The sequence below is a fragment of the Falsihalocynthiibacter sp. SS001 genome (genome assembly GCF_042445055.1).
Lineage (GTDB): Bacteria > Pseudomonadota > Alphaproteobacteria > Rhodobacterales > Rhodobacteraceae > Falsihalocynthiibacter.
In genome coordinates this window covers 997,416-1,020,824 of the sequence record NZ_CP170339.1, presented here as the reverse complement: position 1 = coordinate 1,020,824, position 23,409 = coordinate 997,416, and the positions used below count along the sequence as shown (strand labels likewise).

At 53.5% G+C, this 23,409-nt stretch carries 25 protein-coding genes and 1 pseudogene; 10 read left to right on the top strand and 16 right to left on the bottom strand.

The genetic code is table 11. The features are described 5' to 3' along the window. Window positions 1-3: 3 nt before the first annotated feature. Window positions 4-387: a methylglyoxal synthase gene (locus ACFE33_RS05065; RefSeq protein ID WP_380057772.1), complete on the top strand. Its 384-nt coding sequence runs from the start codon at window positions 4-6 to the stop codon at window positions 385-387. 13 nt (window positions 388-400) lie between these two features. Continuing rightward, window positions 401-1,051 (top strand): aldolase, encoded by a 651-nt coding sequence (locus ACFE33_RS05060; protein WP_380057769.1) that lies wholly within the window; start codon window positions 401-403, stop codon window positions 1,049-1,051. 45 nt (window positions 1,052-1,096) lie between these two features. Here the strand turns inward: ACFE33_RS05060 and ACFE33_RS05055 are convergent, their stop codons facing one another. The 6 genes from ACFE33_RS05055 to ACFE33_RS05030 form a co-directional block, all read right to left on the bottom strand. After that, entirely contained in the window at window positions 1,097-2,383 is a 1,287-nt protein-coding gene (locus ACFE33_RS05055) for a TRAP transporter large permease (protein WP_380057766.1), read from the bottom strand. Then, a complete protein-coding gene (locus ACFE33_RS05050) occupies window positions 2,383-2,847 on the bottom strand; it encodes a TRAP transporter small permease (RefSeq protein ID WP_380057763.1) in 465 nt (154 codons plus the stop codon). The genes ACFE33_RS05055 and ACFE33_RS05050 overlap by 1 nt, the downstream gene beginning before the upstream one ends. Window positions 2,848-2,979: 132 nt before the next feature. Continuing rightward, a complete protein-coding gene (locus tag ACFE33_RS05045; protein WP_380057761.1) occupies window positions 2,980-3,966 on the bottom strand; it encodes a TRAP transporter substrate-binding protein in 987 nt (328 codons plus the stop codon). 256 nt (window positions 3,967-4,222) lie between these two features. Continuing rightward, on the bottom strand, window positions 4,223-5,725 hold the full coding sequence (locus tag ACFE33_RS05040; RefSeq protein ID WP_380057759.1) for an aldehyde dehydrogenase (NADP(+)): 1,503 nt from the start codon (window positions 5,723-5,725) through the stop codon (window positions 4,223-4,225). A gap of 228 nt (window positions 5,726-5,953) precedes the next feature. Beyond that, window positions 5,954-6,706, bottom strand: a complete 753-nt coding sequence (locus ACFE33_RS05035) for a FadR/GntR family transcriptional regulator (RefSeq protein WP_380057756.1) — start codon at window positions 6,704-6,706, stop codon at window positions 5,954-5,956. Continuing rightward, window positions 6,682-7,398 carry a ribonuclease activity regulator RraA gene (locus tag ACFE33_RS05030; protein WP_380057753.1) on the bottom strand — a complete coding sequence of 239 codons (717 nt, stop codon included), beginning with the start codon at window positions 7,396-7,398 and terminating at the stop codon, window positions 6,682-6,684. Before ACFE33_RS05030 ends, ACFE33_RS05035 begins: the two co-directional genes overlap by 25 nt. 266 nt (window positions 7,399-7,664) lie before the next feature. On the opposite strand from ACFE33_RS05030, the gene ACFE33_RS05025 reads away from it, so the two are divergent. Then, window positions 7,665-8,711, top strand: a complete 1,047-nt coding sequence (locus ACFE33_RS05025) for an AI-2E family transporter (RefSeq protein WP_380057751.1) — start codon at window positions 7,665-7,667, stop codon at window positions 8,709-8,711. A gap of 47 nt (window positions 8,712-8,758) precedes the next feature. Here the strand turns inward: ACFE33_RS05025 and ACFE33_RS05020 are convergent, their stop codons facing one another. Beyond that, the gene (locus ACFE33_RS05020) at window positions 8,759-9,496 is read right to left on the bottom strand and encodes a lipopolysaccharide kinase InaA family protein (RefSeq protein WP_380057748.1); all 738 of its coding nucleotides are present in this window, start codon (window positions 9,494-9,496) and stop codon (window positions 8,759-8,761) included. Between the two features lie 299 nt (window positions 9,497-9,795). Between ACFE33_RS05020 and hemN the strand changes: the two genes are divergently transcribed. Continuing rightward, window positions 9,796-11,151 carry an oxygen-independent coproporphyrinogen III oxidase gene (gene hemN / locus ACFE33_RS05015; RefSeq protein WP_380057746.1) on the top strand — a complete coding sequence of 452 codons (1,356 nt, stop codon included), beginning with the start codon at window positions 9,796-9,798 and terminating at the stop codon, window positions 11,149-11,151. Window positions 11,152-11,158: 7 nt separating this feature from the next. On the opposite strand, the gene ACFE33_RS05010 is transcribed toward hemN, so the two are convergent. The 7 genes from ACFE33_RS05010 to ACFE33_RS04980 are packed head-to-tail and all read right to left on the bottom strand — an operon-like array spanning window position 11,159 to window position 17,264. Continuing rightward, entirely contained in the window at window positions 11,159-12,346 is a 1,188-nt protein-coding gene (locus tag ACFE33_RS05010; protein ID WP_380057743.1) for an NnrS family protein, read from the bottom strand. Next, window positions 12,346-12,582, bottom strand: coding sequence for an NnrT protein (locus ACFE33_RS05005; protein ID WP_380057741.1), 237 nt, complete (start codon window positions 12,580-12,582; stop codon window positions 12,346-12,348). The genes ACFE33_RS05010 and ACFE33_RS05005 overlap by 1 nt, the downstream gene beginning before the upstream one ends. Beyond that, the gene (locus ACFE33_RS05000; protein ID WP_380057738.1) at window positions 12,579-12,761 is read right to left on the bottom strand and encodes a protein NnrT; all 183 of its coding nucleotides are present in this window, start codon (window positions 12,759-12,761) and stop codon (window positions 12,579-12,581) included. The genes ACFE33_RS05005 and ACFE33_RS05000 overlap by 4 nt, the downstream gene beginning before the upstream one ends. Before the next feature lies 1 nt (window position 12,762). Next, the gene (locus ACFE33_RS04995; protein WP_380057735.1) at window positions 12,763-14,646 is read right to left on the bottom strand and encodes a nitric oxide reductase activation protein NorD; all 1,884 of its coding nucleotides are present in this window, start codon (window positions 14,644-14,646) and stop codon (window positions 12,763-12,765) included. Between the two features lie 5 nt (window positions 14,647-14,651). Continuing rightward, complete coding sequence (locus ACFE33_RS04990) at window positions 14,652-15,446, bottom strand: CbbQ/NirQ/NorQ/GpvN family protein (RefSeq protein ID WP_380057733.1); 795 nt, start codon at window positions 15,444-15,446, stop codon at window positions 14,652-14,654. A gap of 3 nt (window positions 15,447-15,449) precedes the next feature. Next, window positions 15,450-16,799 carry a cbb3-type cytochrome c oxidase subunit I gene (locus ACFE33_RS04985; RefSeq protein WP_380057730.1) on the bottom strand — a complete coding sequence of 450 codons (1,350 nt, stop codon included), beginning with the start codon at window positions 16,797-16,799 and terminating at the stop codon, window positions 15,450-15,452. Window positions 16,800-16,811: 12 nt separating this feature from the next. After that, complete coding sequence (locus ACFE33_RS04980; RefSeq protein ID WP_380057727.1) at window positions 16,812-17,264, bottom strand: c-type cytochrome; 453 nt, start codon at window positions 17,262-17,264, stop codon at window positions 16,812-16,814. A gap of 120 nt (window positions 17,265-17,384) precedes the next feature. Here ACFE33_RS04980 and ACFE33_RS04975 point away from each other — a divergent pair, with 120 nt between their 5' ends. Then, a complete protein-coding gene (locus ACFE33_RS04975) occupies window positions 17,385-17,597 on the top strand; it encodes a DUF1858 domain-containing protein (protein WP_380057724.1) in 213 nt (70 codons plus the stop codon). Between the two features lie 3 nt (window positions 17,598-17,600). On the opposite strand, the gene ACFE33_RS04970 is transcribed toward ACFE33_RS04975, so the two are convergent. Continuing rightward, a complete protein-coding gene (locus tag ACFE33_RS04970; RefSeq protein ID WP_380057721.1) occupies window positions 17,601-18,317 on the bottom strand; it encodes a Crp/Fnr family transcriptional regulator in 717 nt (238 codons plus the stop codon). A gap of 157 nt (window positions 18,318-18,474) precedes the next feature. Here ACFE33_RS04970 and ACFE33_RS04965 point away from each other — a divergent pair, with 157 nt between their 5' ends. The 5 genes from ACFE33_RS04965 (at window position 18,475) to ACFE33_RS04945 (ending at window position 23,010) form a co-directional block, all read left to right on the top strand. Next, window positions 18,475-18,906, top strand: coding sequence for a pseudoazurin (locus ACFE33_RS04965; RefSeq protein WP_380057718.1), 432 nt, complete (start codon window positions 18,475-18,477; stop codon window positions 18,904-18,906). Window positions 18,907-18,971: 65 nt separating this feature from the next. Next, window positions 18,972-20,189 carry a copper-containing nitrite reductase gene (gene nirK, locus ACFE33_RS04960; RefSeq protein ID WP_380057715.1) on the top strand — a complete coding sequence of 406 codons (1,218 nt, stop codon included), beginning with the start codon at window positions 18,972-18,974 and terminating at the stop codon, window positions 20,187-20,189. Window positions 20,190-20,213: 24 nt separating this feature from the next. Further along, window positions 20,214-20,960, top strand: a complete 747-nt coding sequence (locus ACFE33_RS04955) for a formylglycine-generating enzyme family protein (RefSeq protein WP_380057709.1) — start codon at window positions 20,214-20,216, stop codon at window positions 20,958-20,960. A gap of 224 nt (window positions 20,961-21,184) precedes the next feature. Continuing rightward, on the top strand, window positions 21,185-22,234 hold the full coding sequence (locus ACFE33_RS04950) for a GSCFA domain-containing protein (RefSeq protein WP_380057706.1): 1,050 nt from the start codon (window positions 21,185-21,187) through the stop codon (window positions 22,232-22,234). Next, entirely contained in the window at window positions 22,231-23,010 is a 780-nt protein-coding gene (locus ACFE33_RS04945) for a hypothetical protein (RefSeq protein ID WP_380057703.1), read from the top strand. Before ACFE33_RS04950 ends, ACFE33_RS04945 begins: the two co-directional genes overlap by 4 nt. Before the next feature lie 96 nt (window positions 23,011-23,106). Here ACFE33_RS04945 and ACFE33_RS04940 read toward each other — a convergent pair. Further along, window positions 23,107-23,374 (bottom strand): annotated as a pseudogene (locus ACFE33_RS04940) (integrase core domain-containing protein); the annotation flags it as partial. Window positions 23,375-23,409 lie beyond the last annotated feature (35 nt).

The window sequence follows — 23,409 nt, the reverse complement described above, 5'->3', positions numbered from 1 at the left end:
TTTATGTCCCAGCCGAAAACACTCGCACTTGTTGCGCACGACGGGATGAAGGAAGCATTGATAGAGTGGGCGCGTCCGCGTGTTGAGCAGCTATCCCAGCACACGCTTTATGCGACGGGTACGACGGGTGGCCGATTGATCAGTGAGCTGGGGCTAGACGTGACACCGCTTAAGAGTGGCCCGCACGGTGGTGATGCACAACTTGGCGCGATGATTGCCGAAGACCGGCTAGATGCGCTTGTGTTCTTTATCGATCCGCTTTCGGCGCTTCCGCATGATGTTGATGTCAAATCGCTTCTACGCTTGGCCATCCTGTATGACACAGGCCTTGCGGTAAATCCAACAACTGCGGATGCGTTGCTGACGCATATGGATACTCCGGTATAGTAGGGGAAAAGTCATGACACCAGAAAACCGCCTGCGCGAAGATATTTGCACAATCGCCAAATCCCTGTTCGATCGCGGCCTTACTAGCGGCGCGAGCGGTAATATCTCGGCCCGTACCGATGATGGAGGGCTATTGGTGACCCCGACGGGGAGTTGTTTTGGCCGCCTTGATCCTGCGCGCCTGTCGCGCTTTGACGCGGAACTGCGCCATGTTGGCGGCGATAATCCAACCAAGGAAATGGCGCTCCACGAAGCGTTCTATGACACGCGCGGCGACAAGGCCGGAGCCATCGTGCACCTTCACTCCTGCCATTCGGTGGCGCTCTCTACCCTGCCCGACACGGACCCAGACAATATGCTCCCCGCGATTACGGCATATGGCGTGATGCGCTTGGGAAAGGTTGCGTTGCTTCCGTATTTCATGCCTGGCGACCCCGCTATGGGCGGAGCCATTCGCGGCCTTGCAGGCAAGCGCAGCGCGGTTGTATTGGCACATCACGGGCCAGTCGTCGCAGGCAAGAACCTTGATGCGGCGGCAAACGCGATGGAGGAGCTGGAGGAAACAGCCAAGCTCACCCTAATGACGCGTGGGATGGGGCCGAACCTACTTTCGGAAGCGCAGATTCAAGGCATCGTTCGCGAGTATGGCGTTGAATGGGATTAGATTAATTCGGGCGGCACAATTGCACCGCCCGATAATGCTTCCACGCTAGTCTAGTAGCGACGGCAAGAACAGTGAGAACGACGGCACATAAGTAATCAGCACCAATGCCGCGAGAATGGCCAAGTAGAACGGCCAGATCGTCTTCAGGCATTGTTCGATCTTAATCTTGCCCACGGCACAGCCAACGAACAAACAGGTTCCAACGGGCGGCGTACAAAGGCCGAGTCCCAAGTTAACCAGCATCATGATCCCGAACTGCGTTGGGTCCATTCCCAGATCACGTGTAATCGGTAGGAAAATCGGAGTACAGATCAAGATCAGCGCGGCCATATCCATGATCATACCCAGCATAAGCAGGATGATATTGATCATGATAAGTACAACTATCTTGTTCTCTGAGATCGACAGCAAGAGATCGCTAAGTTTCATCGGCACTTGATAAAGGGCAAGCAGATACGCGAATGCAGATGCAAACCCGATCAGGATCATGACCATCGAAGTCGTACGAACTGTACTAAGAACCGAAGTCTTCAATCCTTGGAAGCTCAGGCTGCGATAGACAAGACCCGTTAGCAACAGTGCATAAATCGCACCGAACGCACCAGATTCCGTTACAGTGAATACGCCGCCAAGCACACCGCCGATGATAATGACGGCTGTGAACAATCCAGGGATCGCAATTGCGCCGGAACGCGCGACCTCTCCCCAACCGGGGAAGGGTTCGGCAGGATATTTGTGTTTGATCGCGATGACGTATGCCGCGATCGCAAGGCAAACGCACATCAAGAAGCCCGGAATAACACCTGCCAAAAACAGCTTATCCACCGCGATGACGCCACCGGACGCAACCGCAAGGATAATCATGTTGTGGCTAGGAGGGATAACGATGCCCGCAATCGAAGACGTAACAGTTACGTTCACCGCATAGTCGGGCCGATATCCACGCTCTTTCATGACTGGAATAAGGATAGAGCCAAGCGCCGAAATATCCGCGATGGCCGATCCCGAAATCCCCCCGAAGAGCATCGATGAGAAAATATTGACTGAAGCGAGACCACCTCGCACGTGACCCACCAGCGTAGAGGCAAAACGAACCAGGCGGATCGCAATACCGCCGTGCATCATCACCTCGCCCGCAAGAACAAAGAAAGGAATAGCCAAGAGGGGGAAGCTGGCAACGCCAGAAATCGTGCGCTGGAAAGTGGTTACAAGGGGGAACCCTTCATACCAGAATGCGCCGAGCGCAGCCGCTCCCATTGCAAAAGCAACAGGCATACCGATTACAACGCCACCAAAAAACACGCCCAGAAGGATGAGCAATCCGTATTCCATTATTCCAATCCTTCGCTGAGGTAGGCTGCGCGTTTGTCGGCATCAAAGATTGTGACAAGCAGACGCGATATAGAAAAGAGAAAGACCAATGCGCCGCAAAACATAGCCGAAGCGGTTCTAATTGCCTCGGGAACATCAAGCATCGGCAAAAGTGTGGACCATCCAAAACGTGACAATTCCAGCCCGTAGTAGAACATCGCAAAGCCAAGGCCCGCGACGACCAAATCACCGACCACAAGTAGGCCGATTTGTATTTTCGGCGGCGTAAGATCGCGAAAGAGTGTCACGCCAAGATGGCTTCTTGTGTGGATACCCGCCGCTGCGCCAAGAAATGTGATGTAGCAGATCAGAACCAGAGCAAGCTGCTCGACCCATGTGGGCGTAACGTTCAGGACATAACGTCCGAAAACCAGCCAACCAAACGTTAGAACCATCACAACGACCGCGACTGCGCCGACGGCCATACATACACTGCTAAGAAAATCGTTAACTCGGACGAGATGATCCGTCCACCGCTGCCGCTCGCTCATTTTTTTCATTCTCCCAAAGAAGAACCGCGCGAACCAGTTGGTCCGCGCGGCCTCTATCCATGCGAATTATTCCGCAGATTGGATCATTTTCACAAGGTCAGCCATGTCGGGGCTGGCCGCAAGGTATTGCTCGTAAACAGGCGCCATCGCAGCTTGGAATGCAGCCTTGTCTTCGATTGTGTTAACTTCAACACCACCTTCTTTAACTTTTTCCATCGACGCTGCTTCGCGTGCCTGCCACAGCTCGCGCTGTTTCATAGCAGAATCCATCGCCGCAGTTTTCACAGCTTCTTGCTGCTCAGGAGTAAAGCTTTCCCATGTCTTCAAGCTCATGCAGAGACACTCTGGAATGATAAGGTGCTCGGAGAGCGAGTAGTATTGTGCCACTTGGAAGTGGTTTGTCGACTCATAGGAAGGCGGGTTGTTTTCCGCACCGTCAACAACACCAGTCTTGATGGATTGATACACTTCGCCGAACGCCATTGGTGTCGCGTTGCCGCCGAGGGACTCGATCATGCCAACGAACAAGTCGTTGTTCATAACGCGAACCTTCATACCTTCAACGTCAGCAGGCTCGTTCACAGGTTTGATCGAGTTATAGAAAGAGCGCGCGCCCGCATCGTAGAATGCCAGTGCTTTGATGCCTTTCTTCTGCATGCCAGCGTCGATTGCGGCCCCTACTTCGCCATCCATCAACTCGTACATCTGAGGAATGGATTTGAAGATAAACGGAAGCGAAACAACGTTTGCTTCTGGTACGGCCTGACCCATTGGGCCGAGGCTGAATACGCCAAAGTCAAGAGCGCCGAGGCGAAGTTGTTCAATCGCATCTGGCTGACTTCCCAGCACACCGCCGTGATAAACTTTACCAGTGATCTCGCCGCCAGTCTTATCAGCGACTTCGGCAACGAATTGCTCCATGCCGTGAGAAACAGGGTAGTCTTCAACGTGGATGTTCCAGCCGCGAAGCTCTTTTGCCATCGCACCTGTTGCACCGAATGCAAGAGCCACGCCCATCGCGCCAGCCCAGAATTTATTGATTGGTTTAGTCATAGGGATCCTCCCAAATCCAATTTGTTACCCGATCAACTTATTTGTAAAAATGTGTAAACGCAACAAAACAATTTGGCAGAAAACGCAAATTTAATTCATTAAATTCAAGGCACTAAGGAAATACATATTCGATGCACAAAATTTCAGCGGAATGCAGCGCTCGTAATCGGACTGATTTTCTCTTCGATTCCCCCTGTCCCCCATAAAAGAAGGGCCCGCAAAAGCGAGCCCTACTATAACCGTTTTTGTAGATCCCCTAGAGATCAGCAGGAAGAATGCTTTCTGGGAGGTTTTGATAGCTCACTGGACGCAAGAAGCGACGGATAGAGAGCGTGCCAACCGAAGTTGCGCCAAAGTTGGTCGACGCGGGGTATGGTCCGCCATGAACCATTGTGTCGCAAACTTCTACGCCTGTCGGGAAACCGTTCGCCAAAATACGGCCCGCCTTGCGCTCAAGAATCGGGAGCAAGCGGCGCGCGAACGCTGTGTCGGCGTCATTCATGTGCAGCGTGCATGTGAGCTGACCAACGAGGTTCTCGGCCACTGCGACCATCTCGTCTTCATCTTTTGCAACTACAACCAGACCAAGTGGGCCAAAGACCTCTTCGCCTAGTTCTTCGTTCGCAAGCCATTCCGCAGCTGTTGTCTGGAACAAGTAAGGTGTCGCGTTGCGCGCATCACAGCTTGTAGTCAAGAGCGTTTGAACACCCTTGGTTGCAGCTACACGGTCACGACCAGAATGGAACGCAGAAGCAATGCCGTCAGTCAGCATGGTTTGACCGCCAACTTTATCCAAAGCTTCCTGAGCGGACTTAACGAATGCTTCGCTCTCTGCGCCTTCAAAGACAACTGCGATTCCTGGGTTAGTACAGAACTGCCCCGCACCCATCGTCAGCGAACCAGCCCAACCTTGGCCAAGGCTCTCGCCGTTTGCCGCGACTTGGTTTGGAAGCATGAACATTGGGTTAACGGAACCCAACTCACCAAAGAATGGGATCGGCTCTGGACGTGCTGCACAGAGATCGAACAACGCACGACCACCCGCAAGCGAACCAGTAAAGCCAACAGCCTTGATCAATGGGTGCTGAACGCAAGCCTGACCAACGGCGCGATTGCCACCTTGGATTTGGCTAAACACGCCTGCGTGCACACCGCATTTCTCAATCGCGGCATGAATTGCCTGAGCGACGATATCAGAAACGCCCGGATGCGCAGAGTGGCCCTTCACCACAACAGGGCAACCTGCGGCCAACGCTGCAGCAGTATCACCACCTGCGGTGGAGAACGCCAACGGGAAGTTGGAAGCGCCAAATACTGCTACCGGACCAATCGGACGCTGCATCATGCGGATTTCGGGGCGCGGAAGCGGCGCACGATCAGGAAGGGCCTCATCAAAACGGCGATCGAGGTAATCCCCCTTCTCAATGTGCTCTGCAAACAGACGAAGCTGTCCAACAGTACGGCCACGCTCACCGTTCAAGCGCGCTTCTGGAAGGCCTGTCTCTTTTACGCCCATCGCGGTCAAATCTTCGCCGCGCGCGTCAATCTCGTCTGCAATCGCGTTCAGGAACTTGGCGCGGGATTCGCGCGACGAGTATCCGTATTCTTTGAATGCTTCTTCTGCGGCGCGCGCCGCACGGTCAACTAACTCCGGCGTCCCTACTGCGAACGAATCCGCCGCGCCAGAAACGGGCGTGTTTTCAAAGTGGTCATCGGTGTCGACCCACTCTCCTGCGATCAAATGTTTTCCAACTAGCATATTCCGCCCTCCGAGGCCTTTTTCGTACCATAGCACCGCTGGCTCGCAGCGGCTCTGCCACACTTAACAGATTGGATACAATATTCAAAGCGCTCACAAATCTATGCGCGCGCTGGAGTTGTAGATAATTTCATGTGTTAAAAAAAGGCGTATCTTATAATAAAGCAAAAGAAATCTTGAGCTGCGTATTACAATCGAATTTAGCGCTCAAAATCGGCGCGTACCGTCCTATGATCCCTCAAAAACCCGTTTGCGCGCATTATCCACGTGCAATCGCATTGCGACTCTCGCGGCCTCGGCATCGCCAGAAATAATTGCTTCAAGGATATCGCTGTGCTCGGCCTGAACAAGCTCAAGCCGAGCGGCCGGTTTTGTCAGTGAGAGATTGCGCGTAAGGTTCATCCCCGTCAGGATATTTGCCTTCATGGAATTAAGCGCGGTCGTGAAATACCGATTATCGGCAGCATCACATATCGCCAAGTGGAGTTCCTCGTCGGCCTCGACCCCCAATTCGTTGGCACGCACACAGCGGTCCAACTCATCGAACGCCTTCTTCATTTTCTGAATATCGCGCTCACTCCGGCGTTTTGCCGCAAGGTACGCGGCCTCCCCCTCGATTGCTGCGCGAAATTCGAACGTGCGCTGGATGTCAGCGATTGAGCCAACCGGCGCGAAATCAAGGACCGAACCATCAGGGCGGCGCGTCACATAGGAACCCGACCCTTGGCGCGATACAACAAGCCCGTCCTCGCGGAGTTGCTTGAGCGCCTGCCGCAAAACAGGTCGACTAACCTCAAGGCGCTCGCTTAGAACGAACTCCGTGGGCAGCTTGACGCCAACCGCGAACTCCCCCTCCACGATCATAGACACGATCCGCTCATAGACACGGTCCGAGAGCGTTCGGTCACGAACGGGGCGACGAACAGGCTTAATATCCTGTTCGCTGCCTGTTGTTCCTATCGGTTGTTCTTCTTTCGCCACGCTAGGTACTTTTCCTCTGTTTTCGGGTCTGTAGGCGGATACAATCCGAATGTCGATGCGCCATCTTGCACACATTCGAGAACGAAATCCTCAAACGCAGTCATTTCGACAGCTTCTTGAGCGACCTCACTCGCGATGTGCTTGGGCAGCACAACAACGCCTTCATTATCCCCTACGAGAATATCACCAGGGAAGACCGAAACGCCGCCACAAGCAATCGGTTCGTTAATGCCAACGGCATGATGCTTGGTCAAGTTGGTAGGCGCACTTGGTCGGTTGTGATAGGCAGGCATCTTCATCTTGGCGATTTCTGGCGCATCCCGAAAACCACCATCTGTTACGATACCGCGACACCCGCGCACGCTTAGACGCGTCGCGAGAATTCCTCCGGCCGACGCAGCACTAGCATCTTCCCGAGAATCGATGACGAATACCGCGCCCGCGGGGCATTCTTCGACACCTTTGCGCTGGGGATTCTCCTGATCAGCAAAGGTTTCTAGGCCGTCAAGGTCTTCGCGTGACGGAATATACCGAAGCGTATACGCAAACCCGACCATATTTGGCCCGGGGTTCATCCGGCGAATGTTCTGAATATAGATATTCTTAAATCCGCGCTTAAACATCGCCGTAGTCAGCGTAGCGGTACTGACCCCCATAAGGACATCGTGAAGTTTGGAATCAATCTCGTGCATTTGGGGTATTCCTCAGTATTTACCGGCAAAATGGGCCTCGGTAAAAATTTGTAAAGACGATATCTATATTTGTCAATTATTTGTAAACACCACAGTGAAGAGACAGCATTTCGCAAACCGGAACGGGCGAAAGCGTGACTTCATTTCTAAGGCAACAGTCTTGCGGCTTGCTTAATCCGACAACAAAGATACCATATAAATCCGAATATTAGCCGCCTGCTGGCGCTTTGCATGACCAACCACCTTTAACAGAGGACAACGCATACGTGAAAAATGCGCCACTGCTCAATTTTGCCCTCGCAGTTTTCTTGGCCCTCTCCATAGGTTGGCTGCTGTATGCAGGACGCGCGATCATTTTGCCATTAGTCGGCGCGGTTATTGCGGTCTATATCATTATTTCCGCAACCGATGGATTGAAGCGCCTCCCTGGTTTTCGCCATGTATCGGACGTCTGGTTGCGGCTAGCGATACTTGCCATTTTCAGTATTCCGTTTCTGTTCCTAGTCGTACTCGCATCGGCAACTGTGCGTGAGATCGCAGAAGTTGCTCCGATATACGAGGCCAACCTCGATCTGCTTATTGATCGAGCCGCGGCAAAATACTCATTGGACAAAGAAAACATCTGGAACGAACTTCGCGCAGTTACGATTGAGTCGTTCGACCTGCGCTTGATCCTACTTAAAGTGCTCAGTGGTTTCACAAACATGAGCACGTCATTCCTCTTGATTGTAATTTACGCGGCGTTCCTTCTTGGCGAACGCAAGGCCTTTAAGTCCAAAGTCCTCGGCGCCTTTCCAACGGTAGAAGAAGGGCAAAAAACGCTCGACCTGATGAATGAAATCAATACGAGGGTTGGCTACTATCTGGTCACGAAAACACTCATCAACGTGCTTCTCGCCGTAGTCAGCTTTGTTATTCTGAAGCTATTTGGAATTGATTTTGCGTTCTTCTGGGCCGTTGTGATCGGGCTACTCAATTACATTCCGTATATCGGTTCTTATCTCGGTGTCGCATTTCCGGTGATCTTGTCGCTTGCACAGTTCGTCTCAATTCCGCTCACAATATCTCTTGGCGTTTGCCTTGGCGTTGTACAATTCGTGGTCGGAAACATTGTAGAACCGCGCGTTATTGGGCACCGCGTTGACCTAAGCCCAACAGTCGTCTTGGTCGCCTTGTCATTTTGGGCCGCACTCTGGGGCATTCCGGGCGCAATCCTTGCTGTTCCCATGACCTCAGTCTTGGCGATCATTTTCTCAAGCTTCCAGGGAACTCAGTTCATCGGAAGGCTGCTTGCGGACAAAATCGCGAAGTAGCAGTCGTTACTCCGTGGCGTGACAGAGAAGACATTTGCACGAGCAGATCACTCGAATATCTTTAGGACCTTAGGCAGCGATTTGAACTCTCGTGCATGAGGTTCCTTGCGCATCTGAATTGGGCGCGTAAAGAATTCTACGAACCCCCAGCGATGTGTGAACGCCCGCGCCTCTTCCCACACACCGTGACAGTCGTTTTCTCGATATCCGTCTGTTGCCGCCTGAAGCGCTATGTCGTCGGTAACGGGTTGTGAGCAAAGACTATGTACAAAGCACAAGACATCGCGTGCTCGTCCACGCGCACCGTTGCGCCGCGGTGAATAGTTTTCCAAATCCAAGAATGTAATCTCACTCCCATCCCAACAGATATCTTTTGCGACAGGGCGACCATGACTGCTACCCAATGCGTGCAACCGCGCGAGCGCGATGCCTGCCTGCGCAGAAACTTCTGCACGCGCCGCCACCGACGGCGTATCCGCACGCCACAGCGAACTTAGCGTTGGGCCCACATCCTCGAGGACAAAATATGTCTCCCCCTCCATAACAACTTCGGGAACTGGCACGCCCATAGAATGTAACGTTTTGTAAGCGTTCAATTCTCTGATGAAGTTGCGTTTTGGCGCGGGCTTGAAAAGCCGCATCCGCCCTTTCACCACTTCCGCCTGCTTCACCCAATATCGGCGATCTTCGAATTCAAAGCTCGAAACACGGCGAACGTTGTCGATTAGATGCTCGCGAACGCGGTCCTGAAATTTGGTCGGAAGAGTTGACGGGTCTGAGATCAAGAAACAGTCCTTTCATAGACGCAATCAATCAGATCGGGCATGGCTTACCAAACCTGAAGGGGTTCACTGACATTACCGAGATCACAAATCGATAGAAAGTGCCGTTAGTCCAATTTCTTGACGCGAGTTTTCTTTTCATCTTGCGCACGATGGCATCGCCCGAATTCGTAGCAACACATGCGCGTTACTAGATACAACCAGCGCCCACTTCCCTTCGCAAATTGTCACAGCGAACTTTTCTTTCGATAAATTTGTCCTACATCAATGTTCGCACCACGAGTTGTATCTAAGGAGTGCGCATGGAAAACATCGAAAAGCTCAAAGCCTACGGCCTGTTCGACGCACGCGTGCCGCGCTACACATCTTATCCGACCGCCGCAATGTTCACGTCGCAATGTGGTTCGGACATGCAACTCCGCGCGCTCGAGAGCCTTGATCCAGACATTCCCGTATCCGTTTATATTCACATCCCTTTTTGCGAGCGGCTGTGCTGGTTTTGCGCCTGCCACACGCAGGGCACTCAAACGCTGGCTCCCGTCGAAAGCTATATCGAAACGCTCGAAGCCGAGCTGAAACTGGTCCAGAAAACCATACCTGACGGGCTTCGGATGGGGCGGCTTCATTGGGGAGGTGGCACGCCGACTATTCTTCCACCGCATCTAATTCACCGTTTGGCGCAGGCGATATTTAATGTTTTTCTGCCTGACGAGGATTTTGAGTTTTCCGTCGAGATAGACCCAACCATGGTTGATCGCGACAAGATCGACGCACTGGCGGCCAATGGAATGAAACGCGCATCAATTGGCATTCAGGATTTCGATCCAGAGGTACAGGCCGCAATCGGCCGCGCGCAACCTTTTGACATCACCAAGGCCTGTGTCGACCACCTTCGCGCGGCGGGGATCAAATCGCTTAACGCGGATCTGGTCTATGGGTTGCCACATCAAACGCTAGAGCGTCTAACCGATACCGTCGACAAAGTGCTAAACTTTGCTCCAGATCGCATCGCTTTGTTTGGTTATGCGCATGTGCCTTGGGCATCAAAGCGTCAGAAGTTGATTGATGAACAGGCCCTGCCGGATGATTTGGCGCGGTATCATCTTTCCACGCGCGCCGCGGCGCAGATTTCTGAGGCGGGCCTAGCACCCATCGGCATCGACCATTTCGCACGGCTTGGGGATGAACTAGAAACTGCCGCGCAAAACCGTCGACTGCGTCGGAATTTTCAAGGATATACAGCGGATACCTGTCAGACGCTGATTGGCCTTGGCGCTTCTTCAATCTCGCGGTTTCCAAATGGGTACATTCAGAATGCTCCTGCGACTGCGGCGTATATTCAGCGTATTAACGCAGGCGAATTTGCGGGCGCGAAGGGCTATGCTTTGACACAAGAGGATCGACTTCGCGCAAGGGCAATCGAGCTCTTGATGTGCGAATTTGAAGTTGCTCTGAGCCAGCTAGAGGGCGAATTTGGTGAACATGCCAAGACGCTCGCCCCAGACCTTAGAAAAATCGCTGGCTCATTTCAGGACTTCGTTGATTTCGACGGCCAGCACCTGTCAATTCACACGGACGGTCGCGCGCTGACCCGCATTATCGCGGCAGGCCTAGATCAACACGTTCCTGATCGCGTAACCTATTCCAGAGCTTCCTAACGCTCCCCTACTTCTCTGGTTTCGGTCGGAGAAGTAAGGGTCCGTAGGCAAGGGCAAAGCCAGCAAATCCAGCCAGCCACAAGACGCCCGATACATAGCTCATCTTAAGCCAGAGAGCGGTCATTAACCGCGCGATTGCCGCCCCGAACAAGCATAGATAAATCGCTACAGTCATCCAATCTGCGTTCAGTTCGCGTCCGGTATGTCCAAGCGTAGCACGTGTCATCACAGCAATCGTCATGCATGCTACGGCACCCACCATCCACAGGTGTTGCGCCGCTGCGGTCCCTGCATTGCCAAGCACAAGATCAAGCCCGAGCGCAAATGCGCCAAGTGGAATGAACGCATAAGCCGCGTGTAAGACAAATACCAATGGCTCGTTCAATGTATGGAGCCCCTGCCAACGAAGCATTCGAGCGAGGTGCAAGACACCAAAAGCAACGATTACGACTCCGGTATATATCTCGAAGGGTTTTGCGACCCAAAGCCCAAGTGCCAAAATACTCACCACAAGCACCTGTTTATCAAACCTCTGCATCGGTGGTGTGGGCCGAACGGACATATTCAGACGCACAAACCAGTTGCGGGTGAAGGAAGGAATGATCCGCCCGCCGATGACCGCGATCATCACAAGCGCTGTCGCAAGCCCAAGTCGCAAACCAACGCCCTGCGCGGCGTATTCCTCGCTCAACGCCTCAATATGAAACAGCCCGTTTGCTATGGTAAATATCGCCAAGAGCGCCAGCACAATCAGATTTCGCCAGTTTTTGCCTACCACAATCTCGCGTAGGATCATCCCTCCAAGCACTAGCGGGAAGGCCAAATCAACCACGGGGGCAATTGCAACTGGAAGCACTGCCGAGAAAAGCACCGCGCCGCGCCCACATAACCAAAGCGCGAAAAGTGCCGCCAACCGCCAGCCAACCATGGGCAAACGTCCCGTCCAATTGGGCACCGCCGTCAGCAAAAAGCCCGCCAAGACCGCGCCCAAATAGCCAAACAGGAACTCATGGGCATGCCAAGACACGCGATCAAATCGTGACGGCAGGTCAATCACACCCGCGAGCGTCATCAGCCAGATCACCATAGCCAGGACCGCCCATATAGCCCCGAACAAGAAGAATGGACGGAATCCGAAACAGAACAGCGCAGGCCCAGTCCATGCGCGCATTTGCTCTGCGGTTGATCGTGCCATTAGTTGCTCCCTTGATCGGCGACATCCATCAGGTGACGGATATGCCTTGCAAAATACCACGTCGCGGGCGCTCCAATTAGACACCCAAGCCCAATTGACCATGCGGTCGAGGCAACAGGCCCACCGACCCAACTAAAGATCAGCGAGGCAAAGAACACATTTACCGCCGCCGCACCCGCTCCAAACGGATAAAGAGCCATGGCGATTTGCCAAGTGGACCAGCCTGCCCGCGTCATCGCCGCGCAACCAATCGTTGAACCGCGATCATCGCTATCACGAGCGCGACGCACGCCAAGGCATACCAGAATTCAGCCGTCGCAGATTGGGCTTGGGGGATTGGGCGCTCGAAACCATCCGCAATCGCCACGGTGCCAAGTATGAACTGGATGGCTACGAAAGAAAGGAAAATGCGCATATCAGGTCTCCTGTGTTAGAGTGCGATAAATTTCCGGCAAAGCCTTGGTCAGCCGCTCCGGATTTGGCAGAAGCGTAAATCCGCCATGCCCGAAAATGCGAGCGAACCAGTCCTGCCCGTCTTCGTCGATGATGATCCCGTATAGGCTTTGGCCTGCATTGCGGGCTTCGCGCACGGCCATGTGACTGTCTTCGATGCCGTGCTGACCTTCGTAATGGTCCAGATCGTTCGGCTTGCCATCAGTCAAAACAATCAACAGTTTGCGCGCGCTTGGTTCTTCGGCGAGTTGTGCGCTCACATGCCGGATCGCAGCGCCAAGACGGGTATAGTGCCCCGGCTTAAGTGCACCGATGCTTGCCGTGATTTCAGAGGACATCGGACTTGCAAAGTCTTTGCATCGGGTCAGGAATACGCGATCGCGCCTTAGCGACGAAAACCCCCAAATGCCCATTCTATCACCGGCCGCATCTATGCCTCCCGCCAGCCCCGCCATCGCTTCGCGCGCAACTTCGATGACGGAGGTATCCCCAATTGCGGCTTCTGTTGAGCGCGACGTGTCGATGAGGAATGCCACTGAGAGGTCCCGCTCGGTTTGACGCGCCGACTGCCAGATCCGATCCGATCCACGCCCCGTTGCCGCCAAATCGGCGCGCGCGGTGAGGAGCGCGTCGAGATCAAGTTCGCTTCCATCGACCTGCCTTGGCTGTAGGATACGGCGAGGGCGCAACGCTTCGAACTGACGCCGCACTTCGCGCATCCGCCGCTCATCTGGTGCAAAAACGGTATCATTCGGCTGTGCGGGGGCGTCGAGAACGCGGCAATGGTCGGGCATATAAGCGCGGCTGCGGTGATTCCATTCCGGATAGGTGTACTCACCCGCCAGCGCTTCATGATCGGCGTCGGATGGCGATAAATCCAGATGCAGACGCAGACGTGTTGCCGCCTTACGGTCTTGTTTGCTCAATGTGATTTCGTCCTGATCGTCCGCCGCCTTCTGTGCGTTCTCGTCATCGTCGTCATCCACGCTTCGGTTGAGATTTAGGGATTCGACCCACGATAGGATCGATTCAAATCGGTGGATAATGATGCTGTCCTTGCGGTTGTGCTGATCCTGATCTTTGCGATTGCCTATCTTGCGATTGCTCTGCGCAGCGTTTGGAGGCGGGGCTTCGGTTTCAGCCGCCTCTTCTCCTGCTGCAGCGCCAGAGCCGCGTTGGGCAAAGCGGAGCCAGATCGGAACGGGCGCCGACGGCATATAGCCGCACGGCGTATCCTCAACTATGAGCGCCTTGGCGGCACCCCGAAGCTGATCGCGTATGGCAGCCTCTATTGCGGCCTCTTGTTTGGGACGAAAGGTGTCTATTCGCGCCTCTACGCAGAGGCACGCCAGTTGCTCATAGGCATTTTGCAAGCCTGGGCACGCGGCATAGGCCGCCTTTGTTGCCGCCGCATTTGCGCGTATTTGCGCATAGTCTTGTGCTGGCCCGTCGCAGTCCAAATCGATGTTGGAAACGTCCGCCAAGGCAGCCAAAGACGTAAGCCAAAAATACGCCGCGCGGTTCAGCGCCGCATCAGGAAACGCCATAATGAAAGGTGGAAGTGCAAGCCGCTCACCATCAAAGCGCGCAACCCATTGCCGATCTCGATCAGCGCCCAACTTACGCCGCATCGGTTGTCGGTGCTGAACCAGCGTCGCTGCTGCTTCGGTAAGCTCAACGCCCGGCGCCCCACCAAGCGCGCGAAAAAGCACCGCAAGGCTGGGTCTAACCGAAGCAAGCGAGATAGCCGCTTCGGGATAACTCACGGCGGCACCGATCCCTTGCGCCACATCATGCCACAGGTTGCCAACGGTTTCTTCGGGCTCCATGAGATCAAGTAGATGCATTGGAATTATCCGTAGATTGTAGCGACGAGATCGCGCAGCGCTTGTTGAACATCAGGTTCGTCACTCAGCGGCTCGATTACGGCGGCCTCAAGAGCTTGATCAACGCGCATACCACCCGCCATCAATGTTGCTGCATAAATCAGCAGACGGGTTGATACCCCCTCCTCAAGGTCCATGCCCGACAGTCGGCGAATTTGCCCTGCGAGACGCACCAATGGTGCCACGCGGCCCTTTTCCAGTCGGCTTTCGCTGGCAACCACTTCGATCTCGGTCTCTGGATCTGGGAAATCAAACGAAACCGAGAGGAAGCGTTGCCGCGTGGATGGCTTCAACCGCTTTAGCACGTTCTGGTAGCCGGGGTTGTAGGACGCCACCAGCATGAATCCCGCTGGCGCGACCAATTCTTCGCCGGTTCGGTCGATCATGAGTGTGCGGCGCGTATCGGTCAGCGGATGCAATACAACGGTCACATCTTTGCGCGCCTCCACGACCTCATCAAGGTAACAGATCCCGCCCTCGCGCACTGCGCGGGTGAGCGGCCCATCGACCCAGACCGTCTCTCCGCCTTTCAACAGATAACGCCCGATAAGATCGGCCGCCGAAAGGTCATCGTGACAGGCCACGGTATAAAGCGGCTTGCCCATTTTTGCGGCCATATGCTCCACAAAGCGGGTTTTGCCGCAGCCGGTCGGCCCCTTCAAAAGAAGGGGCAAACCGTTATTATAGGCCGTCTCGAACAGATCGCATTCCTGACCTGTAGGTTGATAGAATGGCAAGGTTGGAGTGTTTTGCATATTCATATCTTATTCTCCCGGTACGGGGTTAGCTGGGCCGGGTGCGATAACTTCATCTTTTCGCACAACCAGCATGGAGTAGATGAACAGAAGCGCGCCAATCACGACCGCTGCCCCTGCGCCAAAACGCATCAGATAGAAGACAGACAGGCTATCCTGAACATCCATGTAGTAGTCACCGACGACGCGCTGCATGTGTGTCTGGATGGTGCCAGCGAAGGTGAGCACGAATGTCATGAACGCCATACCGCCAGTCATCAGCCAGAAACTCACCATATTGAGCACCTGATTATACGGCGCACGTTCGCGCAACATCGGCATCGCATAGCTAAAGAGCGCAAGGTTCAGGGCCACATATGCGCCATAAAACGCAAGGTGCCCGTGCGCGGCGGTGATTTGGGTTCCGTGGCTATAGAAATTCACGCCATGCAAAGTGTGCAGGAAGCCCCAGACACCCGCCCCAAAGAACGCGACCGTACTGGACCCAAGCGACCAAAGAAGCGCGGCCTTGTTCGGGTGGTTCTTGCGACCTTTCCAAACCATCACAAAGGCAAACGACATCATCAGGAAGAAAGGAATAACCTCGAAAGTCGAGAAGATAGAGCCCACCCACTGCCAATACTCTGGTAGTCCGATCCAATAGAAGTGGTGACCTGTGCCGAGAATACCCGAGAAAAGCGCAGTAGCGACGATAACATAGAGCCATTTTTCAACGACCTCACGGTCCACACCAGTCAGCTTGAGCAACAGGAACGCAAGGATCGCTGCCATGACCAACTCCCATGTGGCCTCGACCCACAGGTGCACGACGAACCACCAGTACATCTTATCAAGCGACAGGTTGTCGGGGTTGATAAACGCAAATACCCAGAGCAGCGACAAAAGCCATAACCCCAGCAGCAAGACGTTTGTGATGGCTGTTTTCTTGCCTGCCAGCACGGTCATCGAAATGTTCAGCAAGAAGATCAGCGCGGCAACCAGAATACCGAATTTGACCCAGAGGGGCTGCTCTAGAAATTCGCGCCCTCCGTGGATGCCGACAAGATAGCTTCCGACCGCGCCCAATGTTCCCACCAGCAGAATGATGAGCTGAAGGTATGCTAGCTTGGGCGACCAGAGTTCGCGTTCTGATTCCTCGGGGATGAGGAAATACGCCGCGCCAAAGAAGCCCAACAATAGCCAGACAATCAGCGCGTTCGTGTGGATCATACGGATGACGTTGAACGGAATAAGCTCGGAAAGGAAATTGGGCGAAACATAGATCCAGCCCGCCACGAGCCCGCCAAGCACTTGTACACCAAACAGCGCCATCGCAGCGAGGATGTACCAGTAGGCCACTTTTTGAGATTGATATTTCATAATGTCGCCTCCTTAACCGGCATCGTTGGGCGGCCAGCCCTGAGTGTCTGTCTGATCTGCCCAACGCAAAAATTCCGAGAGGCCGCGAAGGTCTTCTTCGCTCAACTCATATTTCGGCATTTGTCGGCGCCCTTCGATTCCGCTTGGCTGTGCTTCGATCCAGCCCTTCAGGGTTTCGAACGCGTCTTCTGGGCTGTCCAGAACGCCCCAACGTGTCATCACGTTGCCCACTTCGGGCGCGAAATATGCGCCTTCGCCGTGCAAGCTATGACAGTTAATGCAGGAGTGTTTCTCCCATACGTGCTTGCCGTGAATGACTTCTTCGCTCAGCGGCATGCCTGCGGTCGAGACATCGACCACATATTTATGTGAATGGACGGTCATCCCCACAAAGACCACGACAAAGAAAATCGAGCCCCCATAGAAGATGTTTCGCGCCCGCGATTTTGTCAGAAATTCCGCCATAGGTCGGTCTCCTTGAATTCGGGATGACCAAAGCCTAGCCGCCAGCACCGGACCGAAGTTTGCGCTAAGACAACGTTCGGATGCATTCACGTTTTAGTTTGCTTGCATGAGGAGAAATTCATGCGACGTTCCAGATTTTGCGATCCGGACCTGCCGTTATCCGATTTGATGACGCAATGGCCGGAAACAATCCCAGTCTTTATTCGCCACAAGATGCTGTGTGTCGGATGCCTTATCAGCCCCTATCATTCGATCGTGGACGCGTGCCGCGAGTACGATCTCGATGAAGACGTTTTTCTCGCCGAACTAATGCAGGCAGCAGGGATCAAGTAAGCGCTAGGCTTGGCTAAGGACTACCAAAGCATGGGGATCCAAAACCTTGATCCGCTTACGCTTGCTTTCAACAAGGCCCTTCTTTTCCCAAGCACTCAAAAGGCGGCTCGCGGTATGAAGGGTCGTTCCAGTCAATTCCGAAAGGTCCTGACGCGTAATCGGGAAGTCAATTTCAATCCCATCGGACACTTTGCGCCCTGTCTGGTTGATCAGCCTTAACATTGCATTTGCCACGCGTTGTTCGACCTGCTGTGTCGCCATTTCGACAACGCGGTTGTTCAACTCACCCATCCGTGCACCGACCGTTTTGTAAGTCTCGGTCGCGAAGCCATCATAGTCGGCGACATAGCTATCCCAAAGCGAAGTTGGCCAGCTTAATACAATAGACTCAGACGCTGTAATTGCGGTGGCGGGATAGGTATCACGGCCGATGGCCTTTGCAATACCAAGAAGCTGCCCCGTCGGAATATGTAGCGCCGTTACCTGCTCGCCCGTCGGAGTGATGCGAACCACGCGCGCATAGCCGTCAAGCAGCATAAAGAACCTCTCTGCCGCAGCGCCCTCTTCGAATATCGAAACGCCCTCCTCGTATCTTCGAGAGGTCGCCTGATCGAGGATCGCACGGATTTGATTCCGCTCCAGTTTGGAAAACGGCGGAAGGTGCGTCAGCAGGCTTGCGTCAAGCCTCGGGAATGTTTTGCGCGATGGCAGTTCGTTCATATCCGCTTTTTGGCACAACAACCAAATTAAGGCCAGAGAATTGCAGTGCTATGCGGGCGCAATGAAACGACATTTCTTTGTTCCAACGCAAAGTCGTGCCCGCCAGAATCAGTAAACTCATGATCAACACATAACGCGATCAGAGAGGAAAATAACAATGATCCGCACATTTGCCGCAAGCCTTGCCATCACTGCACTCATGAGTGGCGCGGCCTTTGCCGAGACTTTCGAAGTTCAGATGCTCAACAAAGGGTCCGACGGTGCTCGCATGGTTTTTGAACCGTCCTTCGTTCAGGCCGCCCCCGGCGACACAATCAAGTTCATTGCCGCCGACAAAGGCCACAACGCCGAAATCAACAAAGGCATGCTGCCCGAAGGCGCAGAAGCATTCAAAGGCAAGATCAACGAAGAGTTCGAAGTCACCCTAACCGAAGAAGGTATCTATGGCGTGATCTGCAAGCCGCACTTCGCAATGGGCATGGTGATGACCATCGCAGTTGGCGACGCAGAAGTTCCAGACGATTTCTTCGAAGGGCGTGTGCCCAAGAAGGCTAAGGAGCGGTTTGAAGAGCAGCTTAGCAATCTCTAACTGACGTTCACTGCGCGGCGCGGCAGTTGTCGTGCCGCCGCTAGCAATCCCCAAAGGAGGGAACCATGGCGAAATTTATCAATCCAGGACTAGCAAAAACAAGCCGCCGCAACGTACTGCGCGGAAGCGTACTCGCAGGAGCAGCGGCAATGACCGGCGCCGCAGCAATGTCGGCACCACGCGCACCTAAAATGCGCGGCATCAACACCACATCTGCGAGACTCTACAAAGCAGCAGCGGAGGAAAAAGCGGCATCTAACGCAAAGCCAGCCGATCTAAGTGGCTACACTCGCGTTAAACAAGAGCTCGTCGCCCCACCCTTCGCGCCTGCGCACGAACAGGTTGCGACAGGCGGACCGAAGATCGTCGAGATCACAATGGAAACCGAAGAGCGCCTAATGGTCGTTGATGAAGACAACGGCGCAAGCATCTGGGCACTAACCTACAACGGCTCTGTTCCTGGTCCACTCATTATTGTGCACGAGGGCGACATGGTCGAACTGACCCTGCGCAATCCAACTTCTAGCATGATGGAGCATAACATTGACTTTCACGCCGCGACTGGTGCCCTTGGTGGCGGTGGCCTGACCCACGTCTATCCGGGCGAGGAATGTGTACTTCGCTGGAAAGCTACAAAACCGGGCTGCTTCACCTACCACTGCGCACCTGGCGGCGACATGATCCCTTATCACGTTACACACGGCATGAATGGTGCCATTATGGTGCTCCCTCGTGACGGTTTGAAAGACAGAGATGGCAACCCGCTGCGCTATGATAGCATCGCCTATTTCGGCGAGCAGGACTACTATCTGCCCAAAGACGAAAACGGCGACTATCGCTCCTACGAGGCCGCTGGCGACGACTATGCGGACAGCCTCGAAGCGATGCGCAGCCTCATTCCGACTCACCTTGTCTTTAACGGTGCAGTCGGTGCCCTAACAGGAGAAGGCGCTATCAAGGCGAAGGTCGGCGAAACTATCTTGATGGTTCACAACCAAGCCAACAGGGACTCGCGTCCGCACCTTATCGGTGGCCACGGCAGCTATGTCTGGGAATCCTCCTTCACCGATCCTCCGCTTCAAGACATGGAAACATGGCTCGTGCGCGGCGGGAGTGCCGTTGCGGCGATGTACACCTTCGAACAGCCGGGCGTGTACGCCTACTTGAACCACAACCTGATCGAGGGGGTCATGCTAGGAGCCACAGCACACGTCGTCGTCGAAGGCGAGTGGGACAACGAACTGATGGAACAAGTCGTCGCCCCACGCGAGTTTGAAACCTGATTGGTTTGAATGAAAGGAACCACGATGTCTGCCGCCCCGAAGTCTAATCATCGTCTCAAGACCTTCATCGGTCTCGCGGTTCTCGGGCTCTCGGCGGCAGCTATCGTCGGGGGCGTGCAAATGAAGCGCGCCCCTGATTTCCATAATATGCCAGTGATGGCCGAACGCCCAATCGTTATGCCAGATGGCCACGCGATCTATGTCCAGAGATACGAGGTCACTGTCGCCGAGTGGAACCAATGCCACGAACAAGGCGCCTGCACACTTAATCTGCGCGCCCGTCCCGATCAGTTGCCTTCAACAACACCTGCAACAGGCCTGAGCTATGTCGATGCGCAGGAATACGTTGCGTGGATGAACGCAGCCTCCGGCCGCAAATTCCGCCTCCCAACTGCGGAGGAATGGAACTATATGGCCGCCCCCGTTCTCCCTGAAACACCAGATCCGATTTTCACCGATCCATCCCTGACATGGGCGTCATCATACCTGACAGAAGGCCTAGCGCCCCGCGCCCTCAAACCACAGGGTAGTTTCTCTCAATCGCCCCAAGGCATAGCGGATTTGGACGGTAGCGTCTGGGAATGGACACAAGAATGCTATGCTGGCGCTGGCGACGACATCACCCCAGATCGCTGCCCCGCCTTCATCGTTGGCGGCGAGCACATTGCCGCAATGTCCTACCTCATCCGCGACCCCGCCAGAGGAGGCTGCGCCGCAGGAACCCCGCCCGCCCATCTGGGGATGCGGCTTGTGGCTGATGAAGCGGTGTGAGACGGGGATTATTTGGACCCAAAATCTGGCCAAGTTTCGGCGTCGCCCTATCCTCTGAATTTTAGGTTAGCCGGCTAAAGTTTAGTCTTCCAATATTTTCACCACTTTCTAATCGATATCGGCGAGTTCCAACTTATCGCGCACCTACAGAAACGATTTGCATCGTGCATTTCGGCTGCTCTAATGGTATGGCAAACCAAGCATTGAATTATTCTGGAGCAGGTATGAGCAATTTCTATTCTTCGTTAGATGCGCGATATTTCTGGCGATCTGGCGTAGCAAATATCAGCCCTCTCGCAAACTTGGATATCTATAAAAAGAAGTGGGATATTGATCCTAGCTGGGAAATTGGTACTGCAGGCAGCTGCTTTGCGCAACATATCGCGCGCTTCATGAAAAAGAATGGCTATAACGTCTTGGACGCCGAGCCGGCCCCCAGAGTACTCGCGAACGAAAAACATCATAACTATGGGTACTCCCTTTATTCAGGGCGGTATGGAAACATCTATACCACCCGCCAGTTCCTACAACTTATTCAAGAAGCCTTTTCGCCGGATCCGGAAAACTTCCTTATCTGGGAAAACGAGGGACGCTTCTACGATGCTCTACGACCAAACATTGAACCAAACGGATTTGCATCAAGAGACGAGCTTATTGCTATCCGGAATTATCATCTAGAACGCCTTCGCATCTTATTTAAGAATGTGGACATGTTCGTTTTCACTCTCGGATTAACTGAAGCGTGGGCTCACAAAAACAGCGGCCGAGTTGTTCCCATTGCGCCAGGTGTCATAGCGGGCGGCGATGAAATTGAAGACTATGAATTTGTCAATTTTACGTACACGGAAGTTGTCGATGATTTTTCTAAGGCCATGAAAGCTATAAGTGCCCATCGGACCAAACCACTACATTACATGCTAACGGTATCTCCTGTGCCGTTGACGGCAACAGCAAGCGGAAATCACGTCTTATCTGCGAGCACCTATTCGAAATCCGTGCTCCGTTCCGCAGCCGGTTTTCTTAGTGAAACACACGAGAATATTGACTACTTTCCAAGTTACGAAATAATCACGAACCCTGCGAGCCGCGCAATATTCTATGCTCCAAATCTGCGCTCTGTAACAGATGAAGGGGTCAATGTGGTTATGAAAACATTCTTTTCCGAGCATCCACGAAAAGCAAAGGTCAACACGCGCTCAAAGGCCAAATCCAATTCAAAAAAATTACGCGATCTACAGTGTGAAGAGGCGCTATTGGAGGCATTTGACAAATGAAACGTATTTGCATTTTCGGAAATTCACACGTCTCAGCGATTAGTCAAGGAGTTGAAGCCCTTAAGGCAAAAGGTCTCCTTGAAAAGGTCGACATTACCATGTTTGCAAGCAGCAGCGATTCTATAAGAAACTGTGAGGTGAAAAACGGTGTTGTTTCTACTCCAGATAAATCGGTGCAGCGAAGTTTCGAGCGATCGTCCGGCGGTTTGTCTGAGATAAAGATAGAAGACTATGATGAGTTCTTTATTCACATGGGAGTGCCGCTATCCTCTCTTCATCAGCTTTGGATCGGCGAACCAGAGAGTCCCTATTTCGACCTGCCACAACATAGCGAGGGTCTTATTTCAGAAATCGTTAATGATATGATGACCAAGCGCTGGCATATGAAGCTCGCTCATGAAATTTCGATGAAACGCCCGACAACCTTTGTAGGCGCGCCATATAAGTCAGAAGCTGATCCGCGCTCGAAAGCAATCCTAGAAAAGATCAAAGGTAGCGACACTGATATTGCCCAGAGGATCATTCATACGAGACAAATGATCGACCAGTGTTTGCAAAGCGTTAACGGCGGTCAACTGACATTCAAGTACCCACCAAGCAACCTGCTCGAGAAGTACCGACTTTTTACTAAGCATGAGTATTGCCGTGGCTCCAGACGTGCTCTTAGCAGCAACACAGAACATCAAGAGGACGATTTTTCACACATGAACGCCGCCTATGGCGAGGCATTGGTTAGAAACTTTATGGTGCGAGAAAGTGCTACGGTGAATGTGTGAGGCCATCTGCAACTTATGGCTGCGCGTCGTCAGAGTTTTTGGGTCCAAGGGTTGCGCAATTAACACGCGAGCTTGGCTCATCTGTTGGTTGCATTTTGCGGCGTGTTGTTCGTGATGCAAGCGTTGCATCACGAGCGTCTTTCGATTGATCCTTTCCCTTTGTTGTAGAATGCTTTGTCGCGGCCGAACTAGACGTCTGCTGGCGTGACGTTGTTCAGGCTTTCGTGAAACCGCCGATGGTTGTAATTATCGACGAAGGCTCCGATTTGGCTTCGAGATCACCTTGTAAGAAGTAGTTCTCGAGCAAGATGCGATTCTTCAATATTTGCCGCCACCGCTCGATTCTTCCCTGTGTTTGAGGGTGAGATTGATCAGCCCCACCTAAGTAGTCCAGTTTGA